At 68.7% G+C, this 26844-nt stretch carries 26 protein-coding genes; 17 read left to right on the plus strand and 9 right to left on the minus strand.

The genetic code is table 11. The features are described from left to right. The first annotated feature begins 1 nt into the window (after position 1). From EJO66_RS16560 to EJO66_RS16570, 3 genes are read left to right on the plus strand one after another with little or no spacing between them, the layout of a single operon-like run. Positions 2-238: a hypothetical protein gene (locus EJO66_RS16560; RefSeq protein WP_124959652.1), complete on the plus strand. Its 237-nt coding sequence runs from the start codon at positions 2-4 to the stop codon at positions 236-238. Next, entirely contained in the window at positions 228-1346 is a 1119-nt protein-coding gene (gene tadA, locus EJO66_RS16565; RefSeq protein WP_125965629.1) for a tRNA adenosine(34) deaminase TadA, read from the plus strand. The genes EJO66_RS16560 and tadA overlap by 11 nt, the downstream gene beginning before the upstream one ends. After that, a complete protein-coding gene (locus EJO66_RS16570; RefSeq protein ID WP_125965630.1) occupies positions 1343-2296 on the plus strand; it encodes an LD-carboxypeptidase in 954 nt (317 codons plus the stop codon). Before tadA ends, EJO66_RS16570 begins: the two co-directional genes overlap by 4 nt. Before the next feature lie 22 nt (positions 2297-2318). On the opposite strand, the gene EJO66_RS16575 is transcribed toward EJO66_RS16570, so the two are convergent. Beyond that, a complete protein-coding gene (locus EJO66_RS16575; RefSeq protein WP_223262307.1) occupies positions 2319-2591 on the minus strand; it encodes a hypothetical protein in 273 nt (90 codons plus the stop codon). Between the two features lie 236 nt (positions 2592-2827). Between EJO66_RS16575 and EJO66_RS16580 the strand changes: the two genes are divergently transcribed. After that, a complete protein-coding gene (locus EJO66_RS16580) occupies positions 2828-3775 on the plus strand; it encodes an adenylate/guanylate cyclase domain-containing protein (RefSeq protein WP_124959656.1) in 948 nt (315 codons plus the stop codon). A gap of 125 nt (positions 3776-3900) precedes the next feature. Next, positions 3901-4260: a hypothetical protein gene (locus tag EJO66_RS16585; RefSeq protein ID WP_124959657.1), complete on the plus strand. Its 360-nt coding sequence runs from the start codon at positions 3901-3903 to the stop codon at positions 4258-4260. Between the two features lie 16 nt (positions 4261-4276). On the opposite strand, the gene EJO66_RS16590 is transcribed toward EJO66_RS16585, so the two are convergent. The 5 genes from EJO66_RS16590 to EJO66_RS16610 form a co-directional block, all read right to left on the minus strand. Next, positions 4277-4636, minus strand: a complete 360-nt coding sequence (locus tag EJO66_RS16590; protein ID WP_223262308.1) for a response regulator — start codon at positions 4634-4636, stop codon at positions 4277-4279. A gap of 74 nt (positions 4637-4710) precedes the next feature. Continuing rightward, the gene (locus EJO66_RS16595; RefSeq protein ID WP_125965631.1) at positions 4711-5931 is read right to left on the minus strand and encodes a hybrid sensor histidine kinase/response regulator; all 1221 of its coding nucleotides are present in this window, start codon (positions 5929-5931) and stop codon (positions 4711-4713) included. Then, on the minus strand, positions 5921-6526 hold the full coding sequence (locus EJO66_RS16600) for a chemotaxis protein CheB (protein WP_124959660.1): 606 nt from the start codon (positions 6524-6526) through the stop codon (positions 5921-5923). Before EJO66_RS16600 ends, EJO66_RS16595 begins: the two co-directional genes overlap by 11 nt. Then, entirely contained in the window at positions 6523-7377 is an 855-nt protein-coding gene (locus EJO66_RS16605; protein ID WP_125965632.1) for a CheR family methyltransferase, read from the minus strand. The genes EJO66_RS16600 and EJO66_RS16605 overlap by 4 nt, the downstream gene beginning before the upstream one ends. Then, complete coding sequence (locus EJO66_RS16610; protein ID WP_125965633.1) at positions 7374-10868, minus strand: response regulator; 3495 nt, start codon at positions 10866-10868, stop codon at positions 7374-7376. Before EJO66_RS16610 ends, EJO66_RS16605 begins: the two co-directional genes overlap by 4 nt. Before the next feature lie 134 nt (positions 10869-11002). Here EJO66_RS16610 and EJO66_RS16615 point away from each other — a divergent pair, with 134 nt between their 5' ends. Beyond that, positions 11003-13354 carry a helicase C-terminal domain-containing protein gene (locus tag EJO66_RS16615; protein WP_125965634.1) on the plus strand — a complete coding sequence of 784 codons (2352 nt, stop codon included), beginning with the start codon at positions 11003-11005 and terminating at the stop codon, positions 13352-13354. Further along, positions 13323-13931: an alpha-ketoglutarate-dependent dioxygenase AlkB gene (locus EJO66_RS16620; RefSeq protein ID WP_125965635.1), complete on the plus strand. Its 609-nt coding sequence runs from the start codon at positions 13323-13325 to the stop codon at positions 13929-13931. Before EJO66_RS16615 ends, EJO66_RS16620 begins: the two co-directional genes overlap by 32 nt. 340 nt (positions 13932-14271) lie before the next feature. Here the strand turns inward: EJO66_RS16620 and EJO66_RS16630 are convergent, their stop codons facing one another. Further along, positions 14272-14466: a hypothetical protein gene (locus EJO66_RS16630; RefSeq protein ID WP_124959665.1), complete on the minus strand. Its 195-nt coding sequence runs from the start codon at positions 14464-14466 to the stop codon at positions 14272-14274. Between the two features lie 435 nt (positions 14467-14901). On the opposite strand from EJO66_RS16630, the gene bioA reads away from it, so the two are divergent. The 3 genes from bioA to bioD are packed head-to-tail and all read left to right on the plus strand — an operon-like array spanning position 14902 to position 18312. Next, a complete protein-coding gene (gene bioA / locus EJO66_RS16635; protein ID WP_125965636.1) occupies positions 14902-16299 on the plus strand; it encodes an adenosylmethionine--8-amino-7-oxononanoate transaminase in 1398 nt (465 codons plus the stop codon). Continuing rightward, entirely contained in the window at positions 16283-17515 is a 1233-nt protein-coding gene (gene bioF / locus EJO66_RS16640) for an 8-amino-7-oxononanoate synthase (RefSeq protein WP_125965637.1), read from the plus strand. The genes bioA and bioF overlap by 17 nt, the downstream gene beginning before the upstream one ends. A gap of 20 nt (positions 17516-17535) precedes the next feature. Then, on the plus strand, positions 17536-18312 hold the full coding sequence (bioD, locus tag EJO66_RS16645; protein ID WP_240648588.1) for a dethiobiotin synthase: 777 nt from the start codon (positions 17536-17538) through the stop codon (positions 18310-18312). On the opposite strand, the gene EJO66_RS16650 is transcribed toward bioD, so the two are convergent. After that, positions 18295-19344, minus strand: coding sequence for an aldo/keto reductase (locus tag EJO66_RS16650; RefSeq protein ID WP_125965639.1), 1050 nt, complete (start codon positions 19342-19344; stop codon positions 18295-18297). The genes bioD and EJO66_RS16650 overlap by 18 nt on opposite strands. Positions 19345-19580: 236 nt before the next feature. Here EJO66_RS16650 and EJO66_RS16655 point away from each other — a divergent pair, with 236 nt between their 5' ends. Continuing rightward, positions 19581-20573, plus strand: coding sequence for an AraC family transcriptional regulator (locus EJO66_RS16655; RefSeq protein WP_124959670.1), 993 nt, complete (start codon positions 19581-19583; stop codon positions 20571-20573). Positions 20574-20591: 18 nt separating this feature from the next. On the opposite strand, the gene EJO66_RS16660 is transcribed toward EJO66_RS16655, so the two are convergent. After that, on the minus strand, positions 20592-21035 hold the full coding sequence (locus EJO66_RS16660) for a universal stress protein (protein WP_124959671.1): 444 nt from the start codon (positions 21033-21035) through the stop codon (positions 20592-20594). A 106-nt stretch (positions 21036-21141) separates the two neighbouring features. Between EJO66_RS16660 and EJO66_RS16665 the strand changes: the two genes are divergently transcribed. From EJO66_RS16665 to ccoP, 6 genes are all read left to right on the plus strand, one after another. Next, positions 21142-23478 carry a heavy metal translocating P-type ATPase gene (locus tag EJO66_RS16665; RefSeq protein ID WP_124959672.1) on the plus strand — a complete coding sequence of 779 codons (2337 nt, stop codon included), beginning with the start codon at positions 21142-21144 and terminating at the stop codon, positions 23476-23478. Beyond that, positions 23478-23615: a cbb3-type cytochrome oxidase assembly protein CcoS gene (gene ccoS / locus EJO66_RS16670; RefSeq protein ID WP_124959673.1), complete on the plus strand. Its 138-nt coding sequence runs from the start codon at positions 23478-23480 to the stop codon at positions 23613-23615. The genes EJO66_RS16665 and ccoS overlap by 1 nt, the downstream gene beginning before the upstream one ends. 65 nt (positions 23616-23680) lie before the next feature. After that, a complete protein-coding gene (ccoN, locus tag EJO66_RS16675; protein ID WP_125965640.1) occupies positions 23681-25120 on the plus strand; it encodes a cytochrome-c oxidase, cbb3-type subunit I in 1440 nt (479 codons plus the stop codon). Positions 25121-25129: 9 nt separating this feature from the next. Then, a complete protein-coding gene (ccoO, locus tag EJO66_RS16680; RefSeq protein WP_124959675.1) occupies positions 25130-25759 on the plus strand; it encodes a cytochrome-c oxidase, cbb3-type subunit II in 630 nt (209 codons plus the stop codon). A gap of 13 nt (positions 25760-25772) precedes the next feature. Beyond that, entirely contained in the window at positions 25773-25913 is a 141-nt protein-coding gene (locus tag EJO66_RS16685; protein ID WP_124959676.1) for a cbb3-type cytochrome oxidase subunit 3, read from the plus strand. A gap of 18 nt (positions 25914-25931) precedes the next feature. Continuing rightward, positions 25932-26843: a cytochrome-c oxidase, cbb3-type subunit III gene (gene ccoP, locus EJO66_RS16690; RefSeq protein ID WP_125965641.1), complete on the plus strand. Its 912-nt coding sequence runs from the start codon at positions 25932-25934 to the stop codon at positions 26841-26843. The last annotated feature ends 1 nt before the right edge of the window (position 26844 follow it).

Raw genomic sequence — 26844 nt, forward strand, 5'->3', positions numbered from 1 at the left:
GATGCGCATGTTCGGACTGGTCGGCCTGCTGCTGGCGCTCGTGATCGCCGGGGTGGTCGCGAAGAAGCAGATGGCCAGCGTGGCGGCCCCTGCGCTGCCGTCGGTGCCCGGCGCCGCCGCGCCTGCATCCGGCGAGGCGCCCGCCGATGAGCGCACGCAGGCCCGGCAGGTGCAGCAACAGGTCAAGGAAGCGCTCGACGCCGCGGCGCAGGCGCGCAAGATGCCGGATGACAACTGAGCCCGCTTCCAAGCCCACGGACGACGCGCACTGGATGGCGCTCGCGCTGGCCGAGGCGCGCCTGGCGGCCGAGGCGGGCGAGGTGCCGGTCGGCGCGGTGCTGGTCAGGAACGGGCAGCTCGTTGCCACCGGGCGCAACACGCCGGTCGCGCAGCACGACCCGAGCGCCCATGCCGAGATCAACGCATTGCGCGCCGGCGCCGCCGCGCTCGGCAATTACCGGCTCGACGGCTGCGAGCTGTTCGTCACGCTCGAGCCCTGCGCGATGTGCGCGGGCGCCATGCTGCACGCGCGGCTCGCGCGCGTGGTGTTCGGTGCGGCCGATCCCAAGACAGGCGCGGCCGGCTCGGTGCTCGACCTCTTTGCCGAACCGCGGCTCAACCACCGCACGCAGGTGCAGGGCGGCGTGCTGGCCGCGGACTGCAGCGCGCTGCTGCAAGGCTTCTTCCAGCAGCGCCGCGATGCGGCGCGCGAACAGGCGCAGCCCCTGCGCGACGATGCGCTGCGCACGCCGCCCGAGCGCTTCGACGCGCTCGCCGGCTACGCCTTCGAGCCGCGCCACATCCATGACCTGCCCAGCCTGCAAGGCTGGCGCATGCACTACCTCGACGAAGGACCGCAGGACGGCTCGGCCGCCGCCTGCCTGTGCCTTCATGGTCCCGGCGAATGGGGCTACTTCTTTCGCCATCTCGTCGGCGCGCCCGGCCTGCGCACGCTGGTGCCCGACCTGATCGGCTTCGGCAAGAGCGACAAGCCCAAGCGCGAATCGGCGCACCGCATCGAATGGCACTGCCAGGTCCTGAACGAATGGCTCGACCGCCTGCAGCCGCCGCCGATGGTGCTGGTGCACAGCGCCGCGGCCACCGGCCTGGCCACGCGGCTGCAGGCCGGAAGAAACGGAAGAGGCAACCTGTTCGCAGCCATGCTGCTTGCGCCCGAAGGCGGCGAGCCGATAGGCGATGCATGGCGCGCGCCGTTCCCCGACCGCGGCTACCAGGCCGCGCTGCGCGCGCTCGGCCCCATCGCGTCCTCGTCCGGCCCGAGCCTGCAACAGGCTGCGCTGCTTGCCCAGGAGGTGCGCAACGCAATGGGATACTCGACGCCGTGAGCAAACACATCTACATCTATTCCCCCTCCAGCGCGATTCGCGACAAGGCCGCCTTCCGGCGCGGCGTGGCAAGACTCAAGGCCCTGGGTTACGAAGTCGAGGTCGACGAAACAGCGCTGGCCGTGCACCAGCGCTTTGCAGGCGACGACGCGACGCGTCTCGCTGCCATCGGCCGCGCCGCCGCGAGCGGCGCCGATATTGCGCTGATCGCACGCGGCGGCTACGGGCTCACGCGCATCCTCGATGCCATTCCGTACAAGGCCGTGGCCAAGGCGATCGGGCGCGGCACCGAATTCGTCGGCCTCAGCGACTTCACCGCGCTGCAGTGCGCGCTGCTCGCCAAGACCGGCGCCGTGACCTGGGCGGGCCCCGCGGTCGGCGAAGACTTCGGTGCCGAAGGCGGTGCGGACGACATCATGGAAGCCTGCTTCGACGACCTGGCGAGCGGACAGGGCGAAGGCACCGGCTGGCGCATGCCGGTGCGCGATGCCGGCCTGAAGGTAAGGCCCGTGCACGGCGCCACCTTGTGGGGCGGCAACCTGTGCGTGCTCGCGAGCCTGCTCGGAACGCCCTATTTCCCCGCGGTGGAGAAGGGCGTTCTTTTCATCGAGGACACCAACGAGCATCCCTACCGCATCGAACGCATGCTCGACCAGCTGCGCATGGCCGGCGTGCTGGCCAGGCAGCGCGCCATCGTCTTCGGCCAGTTCACGGGCATGCGCAAGGTGCCGGGTTACGACCGCGGCTTCGGGTTCGATACGGTGGTCGACCGGCTGCGCGCCACGCTCAAGGTGCCCGTGCTCACGGGCCTGCCTTTCGGGCACGTGCCGACCAAGGTGCTGCTGCCCGTGGGCGCAAAGGTCGAACTGGCCGCCGAGGGGCGCGACGTCTTCATGGTGTGGGGCCACCGGCATGGCGACCACGACCATGACCACGGCCATGCGCATTGAACGCGAGGCGCCGCGGGATCCTTCAGTGGGTGAAGCGCTGATGGGCGCGCGGGCCCATCGAGCCGGGCAGGCCGCCCTTGAACATTCTGTTGATGGCTTTCATCTGGCGGCGGGCAGCGGCTTCGCCGTCGATGGCGCTCAGGGCAACCATCACGTCCTGCCGCAGGTACCAGAGCGCTTCCACGTCGGATGCAAAGCGCACGCGCTGCTCCACGCGCTGGACCGAGTGCCCGCTGTGCGCCTGCAGCACCGACAGCATGGCGGCCCGGATGCGTCCCAGCTGGTTCTCTCCCACCCGGGGAGCCCCGATACCGGGAATTCCGAGAAGGCGGAAAAAACGACGAAGAGGCTGCATGTGGACTAAAGGCGTATTGCCGGGAGCCAGAACGGTCGCTACCTTAAGCCTCGGACGCCCGATTCACAAGTTCTGAAACACTGTTTCTTGTTTGTAAACAACACACTTTACGTTGCACTTAAAGCCTCCGCAATGATTTGAGTACAAAAGTAATATAAACAGGCTACTGTCACAGCATGGACGTCAATTCCACAGTTGTTTTCGCAGACCTGACCGGAAGCTCCAGGGTTTTCGAAGCCATGGGAAACGCGCGCGCCACCGACACGGTGACGAGGCTGACCCAATGGATCGGCAGCGTCTGCCAGGCACACGGCGGCAGGGTGGTGAAGTCGCTCGGCGATGGCGTGTTTGCCATTTTTTCGAACGCGAGCTCGGCGATGCAGGCAGTGATCGAGCTGCAGCGCTATCACCAGAAGCGCCTCATGACCTGGCCCGTGCCGCTGCGCATGGCGCTGCAGATCGGGGTTGCAAGCGGCGAGGTGGTCGAGGTCGAGGGCGACTGCTTCGGCGATGCGGTCAACCTGGCATCGCGCCTGAGCGACCTGGCGGGACCGGGGCAGATCTGGGCCACCGATGCGGCCATTGCGCAGTTGGGCGAAACCGGCGTTCGGCATCGCGACCTGGGTCTCATCACCATTCGCGGGCGCAGCGAGATGTCGGCCGTCCACCGCATCGACTGGCAGGAGGAAATGACCTCGTTCCTCACGCTGCCGGCCGCGCTGACGCCGCTGCGGCTGCCCGATTCATCGCTGGGGCAGATCGAGCTGGCGTGGCTCGATGTGCGGTCCACCTTCCGCACCGAAGAACTGCCGATCCACCTCGGGCGCGTGAGCGATGCGCAGTTCGTGGTCAACGATCCGCGCGTTTCCAGGCTGCATGCGCGCATCGAGCTGCGGCATGGCAGCTGCGTGCTGACCGACCTGAGCACCTACGGCACCTGGGTCCGGTTTCACGGCAACGGCGGGCCGAGCCAGGAAGTGGCGCTCAGGCGAGAGGAATGCGTGCTGCACGGAAGCGGCGAGATCGGCCTGGGCGCGCCATTGAGCGATTTCACCGCGCCGACGATTGCCTTCAATACGGCCGGCACCGAAGTGCAGCTTTCGCGCCGCGAGATCGCAAGCTGAGCGGCACGGGCTGCGCAGTGACGTTTGGCAACGATCCGGCGAGGCGGCAGGTGCACTCGCAGAGTACCTCGGGCGTTGCAACCACCACGGGTGCTGGCCGTCAGCACCCCCTCAAGGGAGCTGCAGTGAAATTCAAAAACAAACGTTCTTCCGTCTTCAAATGGGTGGCCCTTGGCGCGATTGCGGCCAGTGCGCTGCTCGCCGCGGGCGCGGCCAGCGCGCGCGGCAGCTGGTCGGTGCAGATCGGGGCGGGTGGCTACCCGGCGCCGTACTACGCGCCGCCGCCGCCCGCCTACTATCCGGCGCCGATCTACTACGCGCCGGCCCCGCCGGTCTACTACCGTCCGCCGCCGCCCGTGTACTACCGGCCGGCGCCCGTCTATGCGCCGCCGCCCGGGCGAATCTATTACGGGCCGGGCTACCCCTACCGTCCGCCGAACGGCGACGAATGGGACAACGACCGGGAATACGAAGACCGGGACTGACGGCCATGTGCCGCGCTCAGCGCGGCGCGGACAGGATGGCGGAGAGTTCGCCCATGTCGATGGGCTTCTGAAGGTGGTGGTCGAACAGGTTTCGTGCTGCGGCGCCGGCAGCCTCTTCCTCCGAAAAACCCGAAATGGCGACGAGCAGCCGAGGGCCACGGTCCGCGGCGGCCGAACGCAGCCGCCGTGCCACCTCGGTGCCGGGAAAGTCGGGCAGCGTGAGGTCGATGAGCGCCGCATCGAAGCGCTCCTCCGCCGCCGCATCCATGGCCTGCTGCGCCGTGTAGGTGCAGCGGGCGGTATGGTCCTGCAGCGTCAGGAGTTCCTGCAGCAGGTCTGCCGCGGCTTCGTTGTCATCGACGATCAGCACGTTCACTGGGAGGAGGCTTTCAAGCAAGTTGTATCCGCCCAGTATCCCGGCCAATCGCTTCCCGCGCAGTAGGAGGGCGCCTACGCCCGCACTTGCGTCGCAGTCTTCGCGGCGGCCTCCATCGGCAGTTCGACGTGGAACAGCGAGCCTTCGCCGGGCCGGCTCTCCACCTCGATGCGCCCGCCGTGCAGGCCCACGATCTTGCGCGTGATGTAGAGCCCGAGGCCCAGCCCGGGCGCGTGCTTGCGGCTGTGGTCGGTGCGTTCGAACTGCTCGAAGATGCGCTCCTGGTCTTCGGGCGCAATGCCGATGCCCTGGTCTCGCACGGTGATGTGCGCGGTGCCGACCCGCTCGTACAGCATCATCTCCACGGGCTTGCCGCCGCCGTAGCGCAGCGCGTTGGTCAGCAGGTTGGTCAGCACCTGCTCGATGCGGAACTCGTCCCACACGCCGTGCAGCTCGCGCGGAGCTTCCAGTGCGATGGGCGAGCCTGCGGCCTCGGCCTGCTGCCTGAGGCCTTCCACCACGGCCCGCGCAAGCGCGGCAAGATCGACCGGCTTGGGCTGGATCGACAGCGCATCCCTTCGCAGGCGCGTGACGTCGAGCATGTCGTCGATCAGCCGCACCATGTTGCGGATCTGCCGCTGGTCGCGCTCGATCATGGCGGGCAGGCGATCCGCGGCAAATGACTCCAGCTTCCCCCTGGACACCTGGACCTGGCGCAATTGCGCTTCGAGGTACAGGGTGTTGAGCGGCGTGCGCAGCTCGTGCGAGACCATCGACATGAAGTCATCGCGCATGCGCACCGCGCGTTCGAGTTCGTGCTGCGTGTGGCGCAGCTGCTGCACCAGTTCTTCCTGCTTCTGGTTGGCCACCGCGAGCGCGTCCCTTTCGTGCCGCAACGCCTTTCGGTGGCAATGCAGGTCGACGAACACGTTGACCTTGCCGGTAACGGCGTGCGGATCGAGCGGCTTGTACAGGAAGTCGACCGCGCCGCTTTCGTAGCCCTGGAAGGCGTAGTTCGAATCGCGGCCCGCCGCCGTCACGAAGATGATCGGGATGTGCCGCGTGCGCTCGGTGCCGCGCATCAGCTCGGCCAGCTCGAAGCCGTTCATGCCGGGCATCTGCACATCGAGAATGGCCAGCGCGAACTCGTGGTCCAGCAGCAGCGCAAGCGCCTCCTCGGCCGAGGCCGCACGGTACACCGCACGCCCCGGGCCGCGAATCAGGGCCTCGAGCGCAAGAAGGTTCTCGGGCAGGTCATCGACGATCAGCAGCTTGCTTTCGACGTCAATGGGCATGGGCGGACTCCAGTTGCAGCAGCAATGTGCGAAGCTCGCGCAAGGCAAGCACGTGGTCGGGGCAATGGCGGGCAATGGCTGCCCGGGGCATGGTGGGAATCTGGGCTTCCTCCGGGTCCTGGACGGCGGTGATGCCGCCGGCCATGTGAATGCGCAAGAGGCCTTCAGCGCCGTCGTCGTTCGCGCCCGTGAGCAGGAACCCGGCGAGCGCGGGGCCGTAGGCATCGGCGGCCGAGGCCATCAGCACGTCGATCGACGGCCGCGAAAAGTGCACGGGCGGCTCGCAGCTGAGCGAAAAGCATCGATCGCGCTCGATCGACAGGTGATAGCCGGGCGGCGCGAAATACAGGCTGTCGGGCGCGACCGGCATCTTGTCGGCGGCCTCGTGCACCGGCATGTGCAGCCGCTCGGCAAAAATCTCGGCCAGGTGGCTCTGGTGGCCTTCGGGCAGGTGCAGGACGACCACCACCGGAAGCCGCCACGGCGGCGGAATGCCGTGCAGCAGCGCCAGCAGCGCCTCGATGCCGCCCGCGGACGCACCGACCACCACGGCTTCGACGCGCCGCGCAGGGGATGGGAGAGCATTCGGCTTCATGTGGCCTTGCGGTAGATGCGCTCCGGCTGCGAATGGGCGTCGAAGCGCTCGGCGTAGCTCGAGAAGTCGATGCTTTCCTTCGCGCCCAGGCCCAGGAAGCCGCGGTGGCAGAGCGACTCGTGGAAGAGGCCGAGCGCGCGGTCCTGCAGCTCGCGGTTGAAATAGATGAGCACGTTGCGGCACGACACGAGCTGCGTCTCGGCAAAGACGCTGTCGGTCGCCAGGCTGTGGTCGGCAAAGATGACGTCGGCGCACAGCGCCGGGTCGAAGCGCGCGGCGTCGTAGGCCGCGGTGTAGTAGTCGGAGAAGGAGCTGCGTCCGCCGGCGCGCTGGTAGTTGGCCGTGTAGCCGCGGACCGATTCGATCGGGAAGATGCCCTGGCGCGCCTTCTCGAGCGAGGCGGGGTTGATGTCTGTGGCATAGATCTGCGTGCGGGAGAGCAGGCCTTCCTCGCGCAGCAGGATGGCCAGCGAAAACACTTCCTCGCCGGTGCTGCAGCCCGCCACCCACACCTTGAGCGATGCGTAGGTGTGCAGGATCGGCACCACGTGCCGGCGCAGCGCCAGGAAGTAGGCCGGGTCGCGGAACATCTCGCTCACGGGAATCGTCAGGTACTCGAGCAGCCGGCCGAACAGCAGCGGATCGCGCAGCACCTTCTCCTGCAATGCCGAGATGCTCGGCAGCCCGAGCTGCGCCAGCGCGTGCAGCACGCGGCGCTTCTGCGAAGCCACGGTGTAGTTGCGGAAGTCGTAGCTGTAGCGCAGGTAGATGGCTTCCATCAGCAGCCGCAGCTCGATCTCCGTGTTGCTCAACGCGGATGTCAGGGGCAGGGATGCGGCATTGCGGTTCACAGCCGCTCCATTTTGGGCATCCACACGCGCAGAAGCGAGAACAGGCGCTCCAAATCCACAGGCTTGGCCAGGTAGTCGCTGGCGCCCGCGGCCAGGCACTGCTCGCGGTCGTCCTTCATGGCCTTGGCGGTGATGGCGATCACGGGCAGCTTCTCGAAGCGCGGGTCCGCGCGCAGCCGGCGGGTGGCCTCCAGGCCGTCCATCTCCGGCATCATCACGTCCATCAGCACCAGGTCGATCTCGCGCGCCTGGTCGAGCTTCTGGAGCGCCTCGCGGCCGTTGCGGCCGATCTCGACCGCCGCGCCGCGCTGCTCCAGCGCGCTCGTGAGCGCGAAGAGGTTGCGCACGTCGTCGTCCACCAAAAGGATGGTGCGGCCCTCGAAGATGCGGTCGCGCCCGCGCGCCGCCTTCAGCATGCCCTGGCGCTCGCTGGACAGCTCGGCCTCGACCTTGTGCAGGAACAGCGTGACCTCGTCCAGCAGGCGTTCGGGCGAGCGCGCGCCCTTGATGATGATGGAGCGCGAATAGCGCTGCAGCTCGGCTTCCTCGCCCCGCGTGAGGTTGCGCCCGGTGTAGACGATCACCGGCGGGAACGAGACGATTTCCTCCGACGCCATGCGCTTGAGCAGCTCGCCGCCCTGCATGTCGGGCAGGTGCAGGTCGGTGATCATGCAGTCGAAGACGCGCCTGCGCAGCAGTTCGAGCGCCTCTTCGCCGGAGCCCACGGCGGCGATCTCGATGTCTTCGTCGCCGATCAGCCGGATCACGCTTTCGCGCTGCAGCCCATCGTCCTCGACCAGCAGCACGGCCTTGACCTTCTGCGTGAGCTTTTCCTCGAGCCGGGCGAACACCTGCATCAGCTCGGCGCGCGTGGCCGGCTTCTGCGCATAGCCGATGGCGCCCATGTGCAGGGCGGCGGCCTGCGCGTCGTCGGCGGCCGAGACCACGTGGATCGGGATGTGGCGCGTCTGCGGCGAATCCTTCAGGCGCTGCAGCAGGCCAAGCCCGGTGCTGTCGGGAAGGCGCATGTCGAGCAGGATGGCATCGGGCAGGAACTGGTGCGCCAGCTCGAAGCCGTCGGCCGCGCCATGGGCGACCAGGCAGCGGTAGCCGAGCTCGTGCGCCAGGTCGTAGAGGATGTGCGCGAACTGCGGCTCGTCCTCGATCACGAGCACCTGGCGCACCTGGTCGGGCGGCAGCATGCGGTCGTCTGCAAAGGACGGCGGCGGCACGGCAGCGGGGGGCACCGGTGCCGCGGGAGCGGCAGGCGCGGCAGGGAAGGGCGTGCGCGCCGCGGCGGACTTTGCGGGCGCAGGGGCAGGCGCCTGAGCTGCCTGTTGCCCGGCTTGCGGCGCCGCGGCCGGCAGCTGCAGCGTGAAGGTGCTGCCCCGTCCGGACTGGCTTTGCAGCGTGAGCGTGCCGCCCAGAAGGCGCGTGAGATCGCGCGAAATGGAAAGTCCCAGGCCGGTGCCGCCATAGCGGCGGCTGGTGGTGCCGTCGGCTTGCTGGAAGGCTTCGAAGATCAGACCCTGCTGCTCGGGCGCAATGCCGATGCCCGAATCGCTCACCGCGAAGACCGCGCCGCCGTTCGCAGCCGCCGAGACCGTGAGCGCCACCTCGCCGCTGCTGGTGAACTTGATCGCATTGGAGAGCAGGTTCTTCAGTATCTGCTCGACGCGGTGGCGGTCGGTGGCCAGCGTGGCGGGCGTGCCGGGCTGCATCTCCAGGCGGAAGGCCAGCCGCTTCTCGGCAGCCAGCGGCCTGAAGGCGCTCTCCAGGCTCTGCGCGAGCATGTCGAGCGCCACCTCCTCGACCACCACTTCGAGCTTGCCGGCCTCGACCTTGGAAATGTCGAGGATGTCGTTGATCAGCACCAGCAGGTCGTTGCCCGACGAGTAGATCGACTCCGCGAACTTCACCTGCTCGGGGCTCAGGTTGCCCTGCGGGTTGTCGGCGAGCAGCTTGGCCAGGATGAGCGCGCTGTTGAGGGGCGTGCGCAGCTCGTGCGACATGTTGGCCAGGAACTGCGACTTGTAGCGGCTGGCGCGCTGCAGTTCGTCGGCGCGGTCTTCCAGGTCGCGCTGCACGCGGCGCAGGGCCGCATTGCGCTGGTCGAGCGCCTCGGTGCGCTCGGAGAGCTGGCTGTTGGTCTGCTCCAGTTCGGCCTGCTGGTTCTCCAGCATGGCCTGCGAAGCCCGCAGCGCGCGCGACTGCTCCTCGAGCTCCTCGTTGGCGGTGCGCAGCTCTTCCTGCTGCACCTGCAGTTCCTCGTTCAGCTGCTGCGTTTCGGCCAGCGCGTCCTGCAGCTGCTCGCGGTAACGCGCTGCTGCGAGGGAATCGCCGATGTCCTCGGCCACCAGGTCGAGCAATTCGTTGGTCCGCGCATCGGGCACTCCCGGCAGGCCGAGTTCGACCACGCCGTTCACGATGCCGTCGCTCGACACGGGTACCAGCAGCACCGCCGCGGGCGCCATCTCGCCCAGGCCCGAATTGACCTTCAGGTAGCTGGCCTGGATCGGCTCGACCAGCATGCGGCGCCGTTCGGCGGCCGCCTGCCCGACCAGGCTCTGGGTCGGTGAGAACACCTGCGGCGAAGCCTCGGCTTCCATCGAGAAGCCATAGCTCGCGGCGCGGCGCAGCGTGCCATGCCGCTCGCGCACGTACAGCGCGCCGACCGCGCTGCCCAGGTGCCGCGAGAAGAAGGCCAGGACCTTGCGGCCCAGGTCGTTGGCGTTCAGTTCGCCCACCAGTTCGCCCACCAGTTCGGTCTGCGCGCTGCGCAGCCAGGCCTGCTGCGCCAGCCGCTCGGCATGCGCGGCCTGGTCCCGCAGCACCGCGTCGTAGCTGTTCGAAAGCCGCACGAGCTGCCGGCGGCCGAAGTAGGCCACCATGCCGGTGAACACCAGCGTGAACAGCAGGAACACGGCCACCACCAGCCAGGCCGTGCGGTTGACCTCTTCATTGCGCTGGTAGCGCAGGCCCTCCTCGGTGTCAATGAAGGCCGCGAACTCGGCGCGCATGTCGTCGCGCAGCTGGTTGCCCCGGGCTTGCCGCATCGCCTGCTGGTAGTTGCCGCCGGCGCGGCGCAGGGCGATCAGCTCCTGCGCGAATCCATTCCAGGCATCCTGCAGCGTCGCGATGCGCTCGATCCGATCGGCCTGCTGCCGGTTGTCCAGCACCATTTCGCGGAGCGCGGCGGTGTCGCTCCTGATCTTCGGCAGCGCGCTCTGGTAGGGCTCGAGAAAGCTCTCCTCGCCGGTGATCAGGAAACCGCGCAGGCCCGTTTCCATGTCGATGCTGCGGCGCTGCAGATCGCTGGCACTGCGCGTCACGCGGTCGGTGTGCTCGACCCGGCTGATGGTGATCAGCAGGAACACGATCAGGCTGACGAACACCAGGGCGCCGACGAGGCCGCCAAGCAGGGGCCACTTGAGGTTGCGGCTCAGCAGGCGGTCGAAGTCGTCGGGGTCGATCGCGGTCGGCGTTTTCATTCGAACAAGATTTGTAAGCAAAACTTTTGAAGTTTTGCCGAATTCCGAAGCACCGGGTGTCAGAGAAGGCCCCGATACCGTTTTGCAGCGGTGCGGTCGCTATACTGTTGTTTTATACAGCATCAACCGTGGCCATGGACCTTTCCATCCAGTCGCCAGAAGAGGCGCCCGATGCTCGCACCGTTTCCGTGAAGGCTCTGTGCGCCTTCGGTGCCAAGGCCGGCGACCTCGACCTGCGCTTCGTGCCCGCGCCCAGCGCGCTCGAAGGCATGGCCGGCCATGCGCTCGTGCAAGGCCGGCGCGGCGACGGCTATGAAAGCGAGGTGCCGCTGGTCTCCCGCTGCGATGCGCTCCAGGTGCGCGGCCGTGCCGACGGGCATGACCCGCGCGAACCCCGCGTCGAGGAGATCAAGACCTTCCGCGGCGACTTCGACGCCATCCGCGGCAACCACCGGGCGCTGCACTGGGCCCAGGCCCGCTGCTACGGCTGGATGCTCTGCGAGATGCACGGTTATGAACACATCACCGTGGCGCTGGTGTACCTGGACCTCGGCACCGGCGAGGAAACCGTGCTGGAAGAGCCGCACACACGGGCCGCGCTGCAGGCGCATTTCGAGCGCCTGTGCGCGCGCTACAGCGCCTGGGCGCAGAGCGAGGCCGCGCATCATGCAGCGCTGGGCCACGCGCTCGGCCGGCTTGAATTTCCACACGGCTCGTTCCGGCCCGGCCAGCGCGAACTGGCCGAGGCCGTCTACCGCGCCGCCGTGAACGCGCGCTGCCTGATGGCGCAGGCGCCCACCGGCATCGGCAAGACGCTGGCCACCATCTTTCCGCTGCTGAAGGCGCGGGCCGCGCGCAAGATCGACAAGATCTTCTTTCTCACCGCCAAGACCTCGGGCCGCGCCGTGGCGCTGGAGGCCTTCGGCGTGCTGGGCACAAATTGCGCGCAGGTGCGGGTGCTCGAACTGACCGCGCGCGAAAAGGTCTGCGAATACCCCGACCGGGCCTGCAATGGCGATGCCTGCCCGCTCGCCAAGGGCTTCTACGACCGCCTGCCCGCCGCGCGCGAAGAAGCCGCGCAGGCCGCCAGGCTCGACCGGCAAACGCTTCGGTCAATTGCGCTGACGCACACTGTGTGCCCCTATTTCCTCGCGCAGGAAATGGCGCACTGGTGCGACGTGATCGTGGGCGACTACAACTACTACTTCGACGGCAGCGCCTTTCTCTACGCCACCATGAAGGACGCCGAATGGCGCGCGGCGGTGCTGGTCGACGAGGCGCACAACCTGCTGGAACGTGCGCGCGGCATGTACACGGCGCGGCTCGACGGCCTCGCGCTGGAAGAGGCCCACCGCGTGGCGCCAGCCTCGGTGCGCGGCGCGCTCGGCCGGCTTTACCGCGAATGGGACACGGCGCAGCAGGCGCAGGCCGAGCCCTACGACACCGCCGACGAAATTCCCGAGCGCTTCGCGCGCGCCCTGCAGGCCGCCAACACGGCCATGGGCGAGCACTTCGCGGCCACGCCCGACGCGGCGCAGGGGCCGCTGCAGCGCTTCTTCTTCGATGCGCTGCAGTTCGCCCGGCTGGCCGATGCCTTCGACGACCACTCCATCTTCGAGCGCACGCTGGGCCCCGCGCACGACCAGCAGCAGCGCAGCCTGGCCATCCGCAACCTGGTGCCGGCGCCGTTCCTCGATCCGCGCTTCGCGGAGGCCGCATCGGTCACCTGTTTTTCCGGCACCTTGTCGCCCTTCGAGTTCTATCGCGACGCGCTCGGGCTGCCGCCGGAGACCCAGCTGCTCGACGTGGCCTCGCCATTTCGCAGCCAGCAGCTGCGCGTGGAGGTGGCCATGAACGTGTCGACGCGCTTTCGCGACCGCGCGGGCTCGCTCGCTCGCGTGGCCGGAATCATCGGCGCCCAGTTCGAGCGCATGCCGGGCAACTACCTCGCGTTCTTCAGCAGCTTCGACTATCTCGAAAAAGCCTGCGCGGCCTTCCTGGCCAGGCACCCCGGCGTGCCCGTGTGGGTCCAGACGCGCGGCATGGCCGAGGCCGATCGCCACGGTTTTCTCGCGCGCTTCGAGGAGGGCGGCCAGGGCATCGGCTTTGCCGTGCTCGGCGGTGCGTTCGGCGAAGGCATCGACCTGCCCGGCAGCCGGCTGATCGGCGCCTTCGTGGCGAGCCTGGGCCTGCCGCAGCACAACGCGCTCAACGAGATCACGCGCGAGCGCATGCAGGCGCGCTTCGGCAAGGGCTACGAATACACCTACCTCTATCCCGGCCTGCAAAAGGTGGTGCAGGCGGCCGGCCGCGTCATCCGCACCGAGCAGGACAGCGGCGTGCTGCACCTGCTGGACGACCGCTTTGCGCGCGCCGAGATCCGGCAGCTGCTGCCGCCCTGGTGGGAGCTGCGCCTGGGCGGCCCGGTGCACGCGGGCGAAGGAGAGAACCTCGATGCGCTCCGCCAGGCACATCCAGTTCGCTGACGAGCCCGACCTGTTCGGCGAGGCGCCCGCCGCCGCCATCGAAGGCCTGCGCTACGAGCGCGAATTCCTCACGCGCGCCGAGGAAGCCGAGCTGCTTCGCCTCGTGCAGGGCTTCGAACTGCGGGAGATGCGCTACAAGGCATACACCGCGCGCCGCCGCGGCATCAGCTTTGGCGGCAGCTACGACTTCGACAGGCACCAGTTGCGTCCCGGCGCTGCCATGCCGCCCGCGCTTCACCCGCTGCGCGCGCGGGTGGCCGCATGGATGGGCATGGCGCCCGAGGATTTCGCCCACGTGCTGATCTCCGAATACCGGCCCGGCACGCCGCTCGGCTGGCATCGCGACGTGCCGGACTTCGAAGACATCGTGGGCGTTTCGCTGCAGGGCGACGCGGTGATGCAGCTGCGGCCCTATCCGCCGGCCAGCGCTGCCGCGCCTGCGAGCCTGCAATTGCTGATCGAGCCACGCTCCATCTACATGCTGCGCGGCGAAGCACGCTGGGCCTGGCAGCACAGCATTGCGCCGACCGAGGCGCTGCGCTATTCCATCACCATGCGCACGCGGCGGCGCGCATGACTTGCGGCGCGCCTGGCCGCGGGCTTTTCCGCGGCGGGCTGTCTGCGCCTCCTCGATCCACTGGCCGCGCTCCTTCAGCACCGCAACCGGGCGGCCGAGCAATGAACGCGCGGCCGTGGCGCCAAGCGCGATGCAGGCGCGCGGCTGCACGAGTTCCATCTCGTACTTGAAATGCTTCACCGCATTGGTCACGTAGAGCTTCTCGCACTGGGTGGCATGCGCCCCCAGCGGGCATTCGCGGCAGGCATCGGTCGCCACGCTGAGCGTCTTCAGCGCGGCTGTGGCCTCGTTGCGATGGGACATGTTGCCGGCTCCGGTATGCCCCAGGCGGCCACCGCCCTCAATGCGCGGAACCGCCGCCACCGCGCCGGGACTGGCTCTGGTTGCTGCCGCCGACGTGGCTTTCGCGGTCGTGGCGGCTCTCTGTGGTGCGGCGCGGCTCGTTGCGCGGTGTCGGGCTCTGGTGGCCGGCCTTGTTGTGCTGGAGAGGCAACGAACCACGCTCGTCGGGCGTGTTGGGGTTCGACTTGGACATGGTCTGCTCCTTCGAATGAATGAATGGATGGACATTTATTTGTCCGCGCGCCGCATGCCCGCCGGTGTCGGAATTGGCCCACCGCGGGCGTCGTCCAAGCCTCATGCGCACAACGCCGGAGCGCGCTGCAGGGCCTCGCGTGTGCCGGTAGTCGAGATCGGCCACCAGACTGTCCGATCACAAGAATGGGTACCTCTTAAGAGGTGAGAACTCGATATTCCGTAGTTATCTTTGTCGCCTGCAAGACAACTTGCATTCGCCTCCCGGGCCGGCCTCCGCACATGAAGCGGCCCTGTTGCACGAGGTTGAGCCGAACGCGTGTCCTATCCCGGCCAACGTCGTTCAAGTGCGGGGATTCCTATACCCGCACCGGCGGTTTGCCGCGCCGTATTTGCGCCGATACGATCCCGCGCCTTGCCCCAAAGGAATGCGCGGATGCCGCCAACGATTGCTTCTCCCTCGATGCCCGCAGCATCGAAAAACGCCGGCTGGCAGCAGCGCAGCCGGCGCCACGTCTGGCATCCGTGCACGCAGAGCATCCGGCTCGAAGCGGTGCCGCCGCTGCCGATCGCGCGGGGCGAGGGTGTCTGGCTGTTCGACCACGACGGCCGCCGCTACCTCGACGCGACGAGCTCATGGTGGGTCAACCTCTTCGGCCATGCGCACCCGGCCATCAATGCGGCGCTGAAAGACCAGCTCGACACGCTCTCGCACGTGATGCTCGCGGGCTGCACGCACGCGCCGGCCGTCGAGCTCGCCGAGCGGCTTGCCGCGCTGACCGGCCATGCGCTGGGCCATTGCTTCTATGCCTCGGACGGCGCCTCGGCGGTGGAGATCGCGCTGAAGATGAGCTTTCATGCGTGGCGCAATGCGGGCCGCAGCGGCAAGCAGAACTTCGTCGCGCTGCGGCAGGGCTACCACGGCGAAACGCTGGGCGCGCTGCATGTGACCGACGTGCCGGTGTTCCGCGACGCCTACGCGCCGCTGCTCGCGAATGCGCACCTCGTCGCGTCGCCCGACGCCCGGGCCGCAGGGCCGGGCGAGGACGCCGCCGCCGTGTCGCGGCGCGCCGCGGCCGAGCTCGAAGCGCTGCTGGCCGAACGGCATGCATCGATCGCCGCCGTGATCGTCGAGCCGCTGGTGCAATGCGCCACCGGCATGGCGATGCACGATCCCGAATACCTGCGCCTCGTGCGCGCACTGTGCGACCGCTACGGCGTGCACCTCATCGCCGACGAGATTGCGGTGGGTTGCGGGCGCACCGGCAGCTTCTTCGCGTGCGAGCAGGCCGGCATCTGGCCCGACTTCCTTTGCCTTTCCAAGGGCATCAGCGGCGGCTACCTGCCGCTGGCGCTGGTGATGACCCGCGATGCGATCTACCAGGGCTTCGTCGACGACGACGTGGCGCGCAGCTTCCTGCATTCCCATTCCTACACCGGCAATGCGCTGGCCTGCCGCGCGGCGCTGGCAACGCTCGACCTGTTCGAGCGCGAGGACGCGCTGCGCCGCAACCGCACCCGCGCCGAGCGGTTGATCGGCCGCTTGCGCAAGGGGCTGCACGGCATGCCCGTCGATCACCTGCGCCAGCGCGGAATGATCACGGCCTTCGACGTGCGCGAGCCCGGCGCCCGGTTCGCGGAGCGCTTTCACCTTGCCGCACGGGCCAACGGACTGCTGATGCGCCCGATCGGTACGACCGTTTACCTCATGCCGCCCTATGCGATCGGCGACGACGACATCGACCGGCTGGTCGACGGCACCCTGGCCACATTGGAAGCGGTGGCCGTCCCCGGCCACGCAGATGAAGGAGGCCGCGATGCCGCGCTTGCTTGAACGCCTGCAGGACGAGATCGCCGCGCTCGATGCTGAGGCGCTGCGCCGCCGCCGGCAGATCGCCGAAACCGCCTGCGCACCTGCGCAATCGCTGACGCTGGCCGATGCGAGCGCGCCACGCACCATGCTCGGCTTCAGCAGCAACGACTACCTCGGCCTTGCCGCGCATCCGGCACTGGCCGCCGCGCTGGCCGAAGGCGCGGCGCGCTACGGCACGGGCAGCGGCGGGTCGCACCTGATCCTCGGCCACTCGCGCGCGCACGCCGAGCTCGAGGAGCGGCTGGCCGGCTGGATGGCGCCGTTCATCCCGGAGGCGCAGAGCCTCTTCTTCTGCACCGGCTACATGGCCAACCTCGCGGTGCTGTCGGCGCTCGGCGGTGCGGAGGCGGTGATCTTTTCGGAGTCGCTCAACCATGCATCGCTGATCGACGGGGCACGGCTGGCCAAGGCGCGGGTCGAACGCTACCCGCATTGCGACGCGGCCGCGCTCGATGCGCAGCTCGGCGCCTGCGATGCACCGGTCAAGCTGATCGTGAGCGATGCGGTCTTCAGCATGGACGGCAACATCGCGCCGGTGGCCGAACTGCTCGCGCTGGCCGAGCGCCACGACGCCTGGCTGGTGCTGGACGATGCGCACGGCTTCGGCGTGCTCGGCGCCACGGGCCGGGGCGTGCTGCAGGCCACGGGCCTGCGCTCGGAGCGGCTGGTGCTCATCGGCACGCTCGGCAAGGCGGCCGGGGTGTCGGGCGCGTTCGTGGCGGCGCACCGCACCGTCATCGACTATCTGGTTCAGCGGGCGCGGCCGTACATCTTCACCACGGCCGCGCCACCGGCCATCGCGCATGCGCTGCTCGCGAGCCTTGCGCTGATCGAAGGCGAGGAAGGCCATGTGCGCCGCGCCCATTTGCAGGCGCGCATCGCCCAGCTGCGCCGCGGCCTCGAGGCGATCCTGCCGGCGGACGGCAGTGCCTGGCTGCCCGATTCGCCCACCGCGATCCAGCCGCTGATCGTCGGCGACAACGCACGCGCGATGCAGACGATGGCGCAGCTCGACGCCCACGGTTTGCGCGTCGGCGCGATCCGCCCGCCGACCGTGCCCGCCGGCACCGCGCGGCTGCGGATCACGCTGTCGGCCAGCCACTCGGAGGACGACGTGGCACGGCTGCTCGACGCCCTGGGTGAAGCACTGGCGCAGCCGTGGAAGAAGGCAGCATGAGCGCTGCGCCGGGTGCACCAATGACACGTCGCCGCTGGTTCGTCGCGGGCACCGACACGGGCGTCGGCAAGACGCTGGCCAGCAGCGCAATGCTGAGCCTGCTGGCCGCCTCGGGCCTGCGCGCTGTCGGCATGAAGCCGGTGGCCGCGGGACTGGAACTCGTCGATGGCGCCTGGCGCAACGATGACGTCGAGCAGCTGCACGCAGCCGGCAATGTCGATGCGCCATTGGCCTTGCGCTGCCCGTACCTGCTGCGCGCGCCGATGTCGCCGCACCTTGCGGCAAGGGAAGAGGGCGTGCGCATCGAATTGCCGCTGCTGCTGTCGGCCTTCGCGGCGTTGTCGGAACAGGCCGACGCGGTGGTGGTCGAAGGCGTGGGCGGCTTCTGCGTGCCGTTCGGCGACGACATCGACAGCGCCGACCTGGCCGTGGCGCTGGAACTGCCGGTGATCCTGGTGGTCGGGCTGCGCCTGGGCTGCCTGAACCACGCGCTGCTCACGGCGGAAGCGATCCGCGCGCGCGGGCTCATGCTGGCGGGGTGGATCGCGAGCACCATCGAGCCGGAGATGCTGGCGCCCGAAGCCAATCTCCAGACGCTGCGCGGCCGGCTCGGTGCGCCCTTGCTCGGCGTGGTGCCGCACCTGGCCGAACCCTCGGCGGCAAGCGCCGCGCGGCACATCGACCTGCGCGCATTGCGCGCCACCGCGGCCTACGCCGCACACCGGTCGGCGGAGCTGGCCGAATTCAGCCACTCGGCGGCGCCGGCCGAGCTCAGCCTCTCAGCCGCGCTGGCCTGATTCGGCCAGCCGCTTCGCCCGCGCGCCGCCCTGGCGCTCGAGCATCCAGCCCGGGTACTCGGAGGGCAGGGCGCTCACCTTGCCGAGCGCGGCCAGCTCATCGGCGGAGAGCCGGATCGCGGTGGCGGCAATGTTGTCGTCCAGCTGTGCGACGCGCTTGGCGCCGACGATCACGCTGGTCACCACCGGCTGGTGCAGCAGCCACGCGAGCGCGATCTGCGCCACCGACACCTTGCGCGCTTCGGCCAGCTGGCGCATCAGGTCGATGCAGTCATAGGCACGCTCGACGTTCACGGGCGGAAAGTCGAAGCTGGTGCGGCGGCTGCCTTCTTCGGCTTCGGTGCCACGGCCGTACTTGCCGCTCAGCAGGCCGCCCGCCAGCGGGCTCCAGACCATCAGGCCGAGGCCTTCGCTGTGCAGCATCGGCGCCAGTTCGCGCTCCAGGTCGCGGCCCGCGATGGTGTAGTAGGCCTGCAGCGATTCGAAGCGCGCGAGCCCCTGGCGCTCGGCGATGCCCAGCGCCTTCATGATCTGCCAGGCCGCCCAGTTGGAAACGCCCACGTAGCGCACATGGCCCTGCTGCACCAGGTTGTCCAGCGCGCGCACGGTTTCCTCGATGGGCGTGACCGGGTCGAAGCCGTGGATCTGGTAGAGGTCGATGTGGTCCAGCTGCAGGCGCCTGAGGCTGGCCTTCACGCCGTCCATGATGTGGTAGCGCGAGGCGCCGGCCGCATTGGCGGTCTTTCCGGTTTCGCCGAATACCTTGGTGGCGACCACCACGTTCTCGCGCGGCACCTTGAGGTTCTTCAGCGCCTGCCCGGTGATGGTTTCCGAAAGGCCTTCGGAGTACACGTCGGCGGTGTCGATGAAGTTGATGCCGGCGTCGAGCGCGCGGCCGACCAGGCCTTCCGCCTCGGACTGCTGGAGGTTGCCGATCTGGCCCCAGATGCCACTGGCGCCGCCGAAGGTCATGGTGCCGAGGCAGAGTTCGGAAACGAACAGGCCGGTGCGGCCGAATTTGCGGTACTGCATGAGAGGTGTCCTTTGGGTGGGTGGCACGAGAAGAGGGCCGGAAAGCCCCCGCCATGCGCAAAAGTATCCGGCCGCGGCGCCGGGCATGGCGAGTGCGTTCCTGCAAAGTCCTTGCCTATTTCTCCAGACCTCCTGTTCGGACCGTGCAGATCCATGGGAGCGGCGCTAAGCTTTGAACCACCCGATCCTCCACGCCGGCCGCCGCTGCGGCCCCACCCGTGACAAGGCCCCCGAACATGCCCCAAGAAACACCCGAAATCGCCGCCGCCATTGCCCAGCCGATGCCGCTGGAGCCCGAACTCGACGAAGCCAGGAAGGAACTGGTGGCGCTGATCAACCGCATCACGCGCGGCCGGGACGGCACCGTGGAAACGCCGGTGGCCGGGCTGCAGGTGTACTGCATCAGCAAGCCCGACGGCCCCAAGCACGCCTTCGCGACCCCGGCGCTCGGGCTGATCGCCCAGGGCTCCAAGCGGATCATCGTGGGCGACGACATCTATGTGTACGACCCGATGCACTACCTGGTGACCTCGGTCGACCTGCCGGTGTGCGGACAGGTGCGCCTGACGAGCGACAACGAGCCCTACCTGGGCCTGCGGCTGGAACTGGCAATCGACGAGATCGGCAAGCTCATCGGCGACGAGAAGCTGCCCGCGAAGGCCAATGCGCCCGCCTCGCGCGGCATGTACGTCAACCGCATCGGCATGCCGGTGCTGGAGCCGGTGCTGCGGCTGCTGCGGCTGGTCGAGTCGCCCGAGGACGTGCCGATCATGGCGCCGCTCATCAAGCGCGAGATCATGTACCGCCTGCTGGTGAACGGGGAGGGCGCGCGGCTGCGGCAGATCGCGCTGCAGGACAGCCACACCCAGCGCATCGCCAAGGCCATCAGCGCGCTGCGCATCAACTATTCGCAGTCGCTGCGGATCGAGGACATGGCGCGCGCGGTGCACATGAGCGTGTCGTCGTTCCACCATCACTTCAAGGCCGTGACGGCCATGAGCCCGCTGCAGTACCAGAAGCAGCTGCGCCTGCAGGAAGCGCGCCGCCAGATGCTGATGGCCGGCGCCGACGTGTCGAGCGCGGCGCACAGCGTCGGCTACGAGAGCCCGTCGCAGTTCGCGCGCGAGTACAGCCGCATGTTCGGCGCACCGCCGCTGCGCGACAAGCGGCGCTGGCTCAGCGAAGCCGAGAACGACGCGCTCGGTGCGGGGTCGATGCAGGCCGCCTGAAGCAAGCGCGCCGCGCGGTCAGCGCAGCACCAGCACCGGCAGGCTGGAGTGCGTCAGCACGTGCTGCGTCTCGCTGCCCAGCAGCAGCCGCTTGATGCCCTTGCGGCCGTGCGAGGCCATGACGATCAGGTCGCACTTGTGCTTCTTCGCGGCGGCGACGATCGATTCGGCCACCAGGTCCGAATTTGCAATGGCCGTCTTCAACGGCACGCCGCTGGCCGCCGCGCGCGCTGCCACGGCGTCGAGCATGCCCTGCGCCTTGTCGTCCCACTGCTTTTCGACCCGGGCGATGTCCTCGGGCGAGAAGGACATCGCGCCGTCGAAGTAGCTCTTGGGGTAGCGCGGCACCACGGTGAGCGCCACGAGGTCGGCGTCGTGCCGGCTCGCGAGGGCGATCGCGCTCGTGACCGCCTTCTTCGAAAGCGTGGAGCCGTCAGTAGCCACGAGAATGCGCTTGTACATGGTTTTCTCTCCGGGAAAGTGTGTGCCGCGAGCATAGGCAGGCGGCCACCCGCGCCCCTTGATGCAGATCAAATGCGCGCGCCTCGCGGACGCTTAGCCTTGCCCGATGCAAGCCGCGCTCGCCTCTTTCTCCCCGGCCGCCGCGCTCCCACGGGCACCCCGTGAAGCGTGGCAGGTGCTCGACGATCCCGCCGAATGGCCCGCGTTCGGCCATGCGCTCGATGGCGGCGATGCCGGCACGGGGCGCTGGGAATCGCAGGTGGCGGTAGAAGGCATGCACTGCGCGGGCTGCGGCCTCGCCGTGGAGGCGGCGCTGCTGCGCGTGGCGGGCGTGCTCCAGGTGCAGGTGAACGCCGCGAGCCAGCGCGCGCGTGTAGTGTGGTCCGCCGCGCAGACGCGGCCTTCGCGCTGGTTCGAGGCTTCCGAGGCTGCCGGCTACCGGCTGGTGCCCGCCGCCGACAGCTCCGCACGCGAGCGCCGTTCGCGCGAGCTGCGGCTCGCGCTCTGGCGCTGGCTGGTGTCGGGCTTCTGCATGATGCAGGTGATGATGTATGCCTATCCGGCCTACATCGCGCAGCCCGGAGAAATGACGCCGGACGCCGCCCAGCTGCTTCGCTGGGCCTCCTGGGTGCTGACGCTGCCGGTGCTGTTCTTCTCCTGCGGGCCGTTCTTTCGCAGCGCGTGGCGCGATCTTCGCCATGCACGCATCGGCATGGACGTGCCGGTCGCCTTCGGCATCGCCATTGCGTTCGCGGTCAGCACCGCGGCCACCTTCGACAGCGCGGGCGCGCTGGGCCACGAGGTCTATTTCGACTCGCTGACCATGTTCGTCTTCTTCCTGCTCACGGGCCGCTGGCTCGAGGCACGGCTGCGCGACCGCACGGCCGGCTCGCTCGAGGCCGTGATGAACCGCCTGCCCGACGGCGTCGAGCGGCTCGGAGCCGATGGCAGTTGGCAGCGCGTGGCGGTGCGGCGCCTGGCCGTGGGCGACGTCGTGCGGGTGCGCCCGGGCGAGGCCTTTCCGGCCGACGGCGTGCTGATCGACGGCGGCACCAGCACCGACGAGGCGCTGCTGACCGGCGAATCCCGCCCCGTGGCGCGGGCGCGCGGCGAGCGCGTGCTGGCGGGCAGCCACAACCTGTCGGCGACCGTGCAGGTACGCATCGAATCGGTGGGCGAGGGCACGCGCTTCGCGCAGATCGTGCGGCTGATGGAAAGCGCCGCGCTCAGCAAGCCGCGCCTGGCCCAGCTGGCCGACCGCATCGCGCGGCCGTTTCTCGTGCTGGTGCTGGTGTCGGCTGCCGGCGCCGCGGCCTTCTGGTGGCATGCCGACTCGGGCCGCGCGCTGATGGTGGCGGTGGCGGTGCTGATCGTGACCTGCCCGTGCGCGCTCTCGCTCGCAACGCCAGCCGCGATGCTTGCGAGCGCGGGCGCACTGGCGCGCGGCGGCGTGCTGACGTCCAACCTGCAGGCGCTGGAGGCGCTGGCCTCGGTCGATACGGTGATCTTCGACAAGACGGGCACGCTGACCGGCGACACGCCGCGCCTCGAACGCGTGTACTGCCGCCAGGGTTTGCGCCCGGGCGATGCGCTCGAGATCGGCGCCGCGCTCGGCGCGCACTCGCTGCATCCGGGCGCGCGTGCGCTGGTGAATGCGTGGAATGCGCAGTTCCGCTCGCCACCCGCCTGGGAGGTGACGCAGCCGTCCGAACTGGCCGGCCTCGGGCTCGAAGGCCTGCTGCGCCGGAGCGCCGCCGGCGATGGCCCGGCGCGGCGCGTGCGGCTGGGCTCGGCGAGCCATTGCAGCGTGGCGCCGCTGCAGGTCGAGGCGCCGCAGGTGCACCTGAGCGACGAGCAGGGCTGGATCGCGAGCTTCGTGCTGGCCGAGGAGCTGCGCCCGGACGCCGCCGCCGCCGTGGCGGCCCTGCAGGCCGAAGGAGTCACGGTGCGCCTGCTGTCGGGCGACCGCGACAGCGCCGCGCGGGAGATCGCCGCGCGCGCCGGCATCGAATTCGCCCAGGGCAGCTGCACGCCCGAAGACAAGCTCGAGGTCCTGTGGCGCCTGCAGGCGGAGGGCCGTCAGGTGGCGATGGTGGGCGACGGCCTGAACGACGGGCCTTCGCTGGCGCGCGCGAACGCGTCCTTCGCCTTCGGAAGCGCCGTGCCGCTGTCGCGCGCACGGGCCGATTTCGTGGTGCCGGGCGATGCGCTCGCGGCCATTCCGCGCACCATCGCGCAGGCGCGGCGAACGCTGCGCGTGGTGCGGCAGAACCTTGCATGGGCGGCCGGCTACAACGCGCTGTGCGTGCCGCTGGCCGTCGCGGGCTGGCTGCCCGCCTGGCTGGCCGGGCTGGGCATGGCCGCGAGTTCGCTGGTGGTGGTGCTCAACGCGGCGCGGCTCGCGGCTTCGCATGGCGGGGCAGACGGCAAGGCGGTGCGCTGATGGACGTCCTCTTCCTGTTGATTCCGCTGTCGGTCGTGCTCGTGCTCGCCATCCTCGGCGGGCTGTGCTGGGCCATCGAGCGCGGCCAGTTCGACGACATCGAGATCGAGGGCGACCGCATCCTGCGCGGCGATTGATCTGCATCAAATCCTCGGGAAGAGGGCGCGGGGACACTGCCCGCAGTCCATCAAGAGGCAGCACGATGCAAGAACCCAATCCTCCCGCAGCGATCTACGACGACACCGCCGTACGGCAGTTCGCCCTCATGTCCGTGGTCTGGGGCGTGGTCGGCATGCTCGTCGGCGTGATCATCGCCACCGAGCTCACCTGGCCCGAATTCAGCCTCGGCATCCCGTGGCTCAGCTACGGCCGCCTGCGGCCGCTGCACACCAACGCGGTGATCTTCGCGTTCGGCGGCTGCGCGCTCATGGCCACCAGCTTCCACGTGGTGCAGCGCACCTGCCAGGTCCGGCTGTTCGCGCCGGCGCTCGCGTCGTTCGTGTTCTGGGGCTGGCAGGCCGTGATCGTGGCCGCCGCCATCAGCCTGCCGCTGGGCTACACCACGGGCAAGGAATACGCCGAGCTCGAATGGCCCATCGACATCCTGATCGCGGTGGTGTGGGTGGCCTATGCGGTGGTGTTCTTCGGCACCATCGGCATCCGCAAGGTGCGCCACATCTACGTGGCCAACTGGTTCTACGGCGCCTTCATCATCGCGGTGGCGCTGCTGCACATCGTCAACAGCGCCGAGATTCCGGCGGGCTGGATGAAGAGCTACTCGGCCTATGCCGGCGTACAGGACGCCATGGTGCAGTGGTGGTACGGCCACAACGCGGTGGGCTTCTTCCTCACCGCGGGCTTCCTCGGGATGATGTACTACTACATCCCCAAGCAGGCCGGCCGGCCGGTGTATTCGTACCGGCTCTCGATCGTCCACTTCTGGGCGCTGATCTTCACCTACATGTGGGCCGGCCCGCACCACCTGCACTACACGGCGCTGCCGGACTGGACGCAGTCGCTGGGCATGGTGTTCTCACTGATCCTGCTCGCGCCGAGCTGGGGCGGAATGATCAACGGCGTGATGACGCTCTCGGGCGCCTGGTACAAGCTGCGCACGGACCCGATCCTGCGCTTCCTGATCGTGGCGCTGTCGTTCTACGGCATGTCGACCTTCGAGGGCCCGATGATGTCGATCAAGACGGTCAATGCCCTGAGCCACTACACCGACTGGACCGTCGGCCACGTGCACTCCGGCGCGCTGGGCTGGGTGGGCTTCATCACGATGGGCTCGCTGTACTACCTGATTCCGCGGATGTACGGCCGCACTGCCATGTTCAGCGCGAAGGCCATCGAGGCGCACTTCTGGATGGCCACCATCGGCATCGTGCTGTACATCGCCGCCATGTGGATCGCCGGCGTGATGCAGGGCCTGATGTGGCGCGCCATCAACCCCGACGGCACGCTCACCTACACCTTCGTGGAGAGCGTGAAGGCCACCTTCCCGTTCTACGTGGTGCGGCTGGCCGGCGGCCTGCTGTATCTGGCCGGAATGCTGGTGATGGCGTGGAACGTGTGGATGACCGTCATCTCCGGCCGCTCCGCGCAGGCGTCCATCCCGGCCGTCGCCATTGCCCACGCCTGAGGAAGCGCCATGACGAAGAAGACCCCCTCCAACAGCGGCTTCACCCATGAGAAGGTGGAGACCAACAACCTGCTGATGATCGTGCTGATTCTTGTAGTGGTCGCCATCGGCGGCCTGGTCGAGATCGTGCCGCTGTTCTTCCAGAAGTCGACCACCGAGCCGATCCAGGGCCTGAAGCCGCACACGGCGCTGCAACTGGCCGGCCGCGACGTCTATCTGCGCGAGGGTTGCTACAACTGTCACTCGCAGATGATCCGCCCGTTCCGCTCGGAGACGCTGCGCTATGGCCACTACTCGGTGGCGGGCGAGTTCGTCTACGACCATCCGTTCCAGTGGGGCAGCAAGCGCACCGGCCCCGACCTGCATCGCGTGGGCGGCAAATACAGCGACGAGTGGCAGCGCATCCACCTGAACAACCCGCGCGACCTGGTGCCCGAATCGAACATGCCGGCCTATGCCTGGCTCGACAAGAACCTGGTCGAGGCCGACGCCATTCCGCGCCGCATGCGCGCGCTGCGCAAGGTCGGCGTGCCGTACACGGACGAGGACATCGCCCGTGCCGCGGAAGAGGTGCGCGGCAAGACCGAGATGGACGCCACCGTGGCGTACCTGCAATCGCTGGGCCTCGCGCTCAAGTAGGTAGCACCGAACCATGATCGACATCACCACCTTGCGCGTTGCCGCCACCGTTTCCTGCTTTGTGCTTTTCCTCGGCATCGTGGCCTGGGCCTATGCCCGCCGCAACGCATCGCGCTTCGAGGAAGCGGCGCACCTGCCGTTCGAGCAGGACTGAAGAAGAAAGAGGCCCACGATGAGCGATTTCGTCAACAACTTCTGGTCCAACTACATTGCCGCCGGCACGGTGCTGAGCATCCTCGGATGCATGCTGCTGCTGTGGCTCACGGCCCGCAAGCGCGTGCCCTCCGATGCCGACAACACCACCGGCCACGTCTGGGACGAGGACCTGCGCGAGGCCAACAATCCGCTGCCCATGTGGTGGATCGGCCTTTTCGTGCTGACCATCTTCTTCGCGGTGGGCTACCTGGTGGTCTTTCCCGGCCTGGGCAGCTTCAGCGGCCAGGCGAACTGGAGCACCCGGAGCGAGTACGACGAGGACGTGGCCAAGGCCACCGCGGCACTGGCGCCCGTCTACGCGAGCTACGCCGGCATGACGATGGAGGACATCGCGCGCGAGCCCAAGGCCATGGCCATCGGCGAGCGCCTGTTCATGAACAACTGCTCCCAGTGCCACGGCTCCGACGCGCGCGGCAGCAAGGGCTTTCCCAACCTGACCGACAAGGACTGGCTGCACGGCGGCACGCCCGAGAAGATCGCCGAGTCCATCACCAAGGGCCGCATCGGCACGATGCCGCCGATGGCGGCGGCGGTGGGCACGCAGGACGACGTGAAGAACCTGGCGAACTATGTGCTGAGCCTCTCGGGCGCACCGCACGACTCGGTGCGCGCCGGCCTCGGCAAGTCGAAGTTCACGGTGTGCGCCGCCTGCCACGGCATCGGCGGTGTCGGCAATCAGGCCGTGGGCGCGCCCAACCTGAGCGACAAGATCTGGCTGCACGGCTACGGCGAAGCGGCCATCGTGCAGATCGTCAACGCCGGCAGGCACAGCGCGATGCCCGCACAGGAAGGCCGCCTCACCGAGGCGCAGATCAAGCTGCTCGCGTCCTATGTGTGGGGGCTTTCCAATCCCGCGACGGGGCCCTGAC

The sequence above is a fragment of the Variovorax beijingensis genome (genome assembly GCF_003951285.1).
GTDB lineage: Bacteria > Pseudomonadota > Gammaproteobacteria > Burkholderiales > Burkholderiaceae_C > Variovorax > Variovorax beijingensis.

Coding starts and splice junctions, on each gene's coding strand:
- ccoS (WP_124959673.1), top strand. CDS start 23,478: ATGGACGTCCTCTTCCTGTTGATTCCGCTGTCGGTCGTGCTCGTGCTC.
- bioF (WP_125965637.1), top strand. CDS start 16,283: ATGCCGCGCTTGCTTGAACGCCTGCAGGACGAGATCGCCGCGCTCGAT.
- EJO66_RS16655 (WP_124959670.1), top strand. CDS start 19,581: ATGCCCCAAGAAACACCCGAAATCGCCGCCGCCATTGCCCAGCCGATG.
- EJO66_RS16630 (WP_124959665.1), bottom strand. CDS start 14,466: ATGTCCAAGTCGAACCCCAACACGCCCGACGAGCGTGGTTCGTTGCCT.
- EJO66_RS16620 (WP_125965635.1), top strand. CDS start 13,323: ATGCGCTCCGCCAGGCACATCCAGTTCGCTGACGAGCCCGACCTGTTC.
- EJO66_RS16600 (WP_124959660.1), bottom strand. CDS start 6,526: ATGAAGCCGAATGCTCTCCCATCCCCTGCGCGGCGCGTCGAAGCCGTG.
- bioA (WP_125965636.1), top strand. CDS start 14,902: ATGCCGCCAACGATTGCTTCTCCCTCGATGCCCGCAGCATCGAAAAAC.
- EJO66_RS16595 (WP_125965631.1), bottom strand. CDS start 5,931: ATGCCCATTGACGTCGAAAGCAAGCTGCTGATCGTCGATGACCTGCCC.
- EJO66_RS16610 (WP_125965633.1), bottom strand. CDS start 10,868: ATGAAAACGCCGACCGCGATCGACCCCGACGACTTCGACCGCCTGCTG.
- EJO66_RS16685 (WP_124959676.1), top strand. CDS start 25,773: ATGATCGACATCACCACCTTGCGCGTTGCCGCCACCGTTTCCTGCTTT.
- EJO66_RS16615 (WP_125965634.1), top strand. CDS start 11,003: ATGGACCTTTCCATCCAGTCGCCAGAAGAGGCGCCCGATGCTCGCACC.
- EJO66_RS16650 (WP_125965639.1), bottom strand. CDS start 19,344: ATGCAGTACCGCAAATTCGGCCGCACCGGCCTGTTCGTTTCCGAACTC.
- EJO66_RS16580 (WP_124959656.1), top strand. CDS start 2,828: ATGGACGTCAATTCCACAGTTGTTTTCGCAGACCTGACCGGAAGCTCC.
- EJO66_RS16665 (WP_124959672.1), top strand. CDS start 21,142: ATGCAAGCCGCGCTCGCCTCTTTCTCCCCGGCCGCCGCGCTCCCACGG.
- EJO66_RS16660 (WP_124959671.1), bottom strand. CDS start 21,035: ATGTACAAGCGCATTCTCGTGGCTACTGACGGCTCCACGCTTTCGAAG.
- ccoN (WP_125965640.1), top strand. CDS start 23,681: ATGCAAGAACCCAATCCTCCCGCAGCGATCTACGACGACACCGCCGTA.
- bioD (WP_240648588.1), top strand. CDS start 17,536: ATGACACGTCGCCGCTGGTTCGTCGCGGGCACCGACACGGGCGTCGGC.
- ccoO (WP_124959675.1), top strand. CDS start 25,130: ATGACGAAGAAGACCCCCTCCAACAGCGGCTTCACCCATGAGAAGGTG.
- ccoP (WP_125965641.1), top strand. CDS start 25,932: ATGAGCGATTTCGTCAACAACTTCTGGTCCAACTACATTGCCGCCGGC.
- tadA (WP_125965629.1), top strand. CDS start 228: ATGACAACTGAGCCCGCTTCCAAGCCCACGGACGACGCGCACTGGATG.
- EJO66_RS16560 (WP_124959652.1), top strand. CDS start 2: ATGCGCATGTTCGGACTGGTCGGCCTGCTGCTGGCGCTCGTGATCGCC.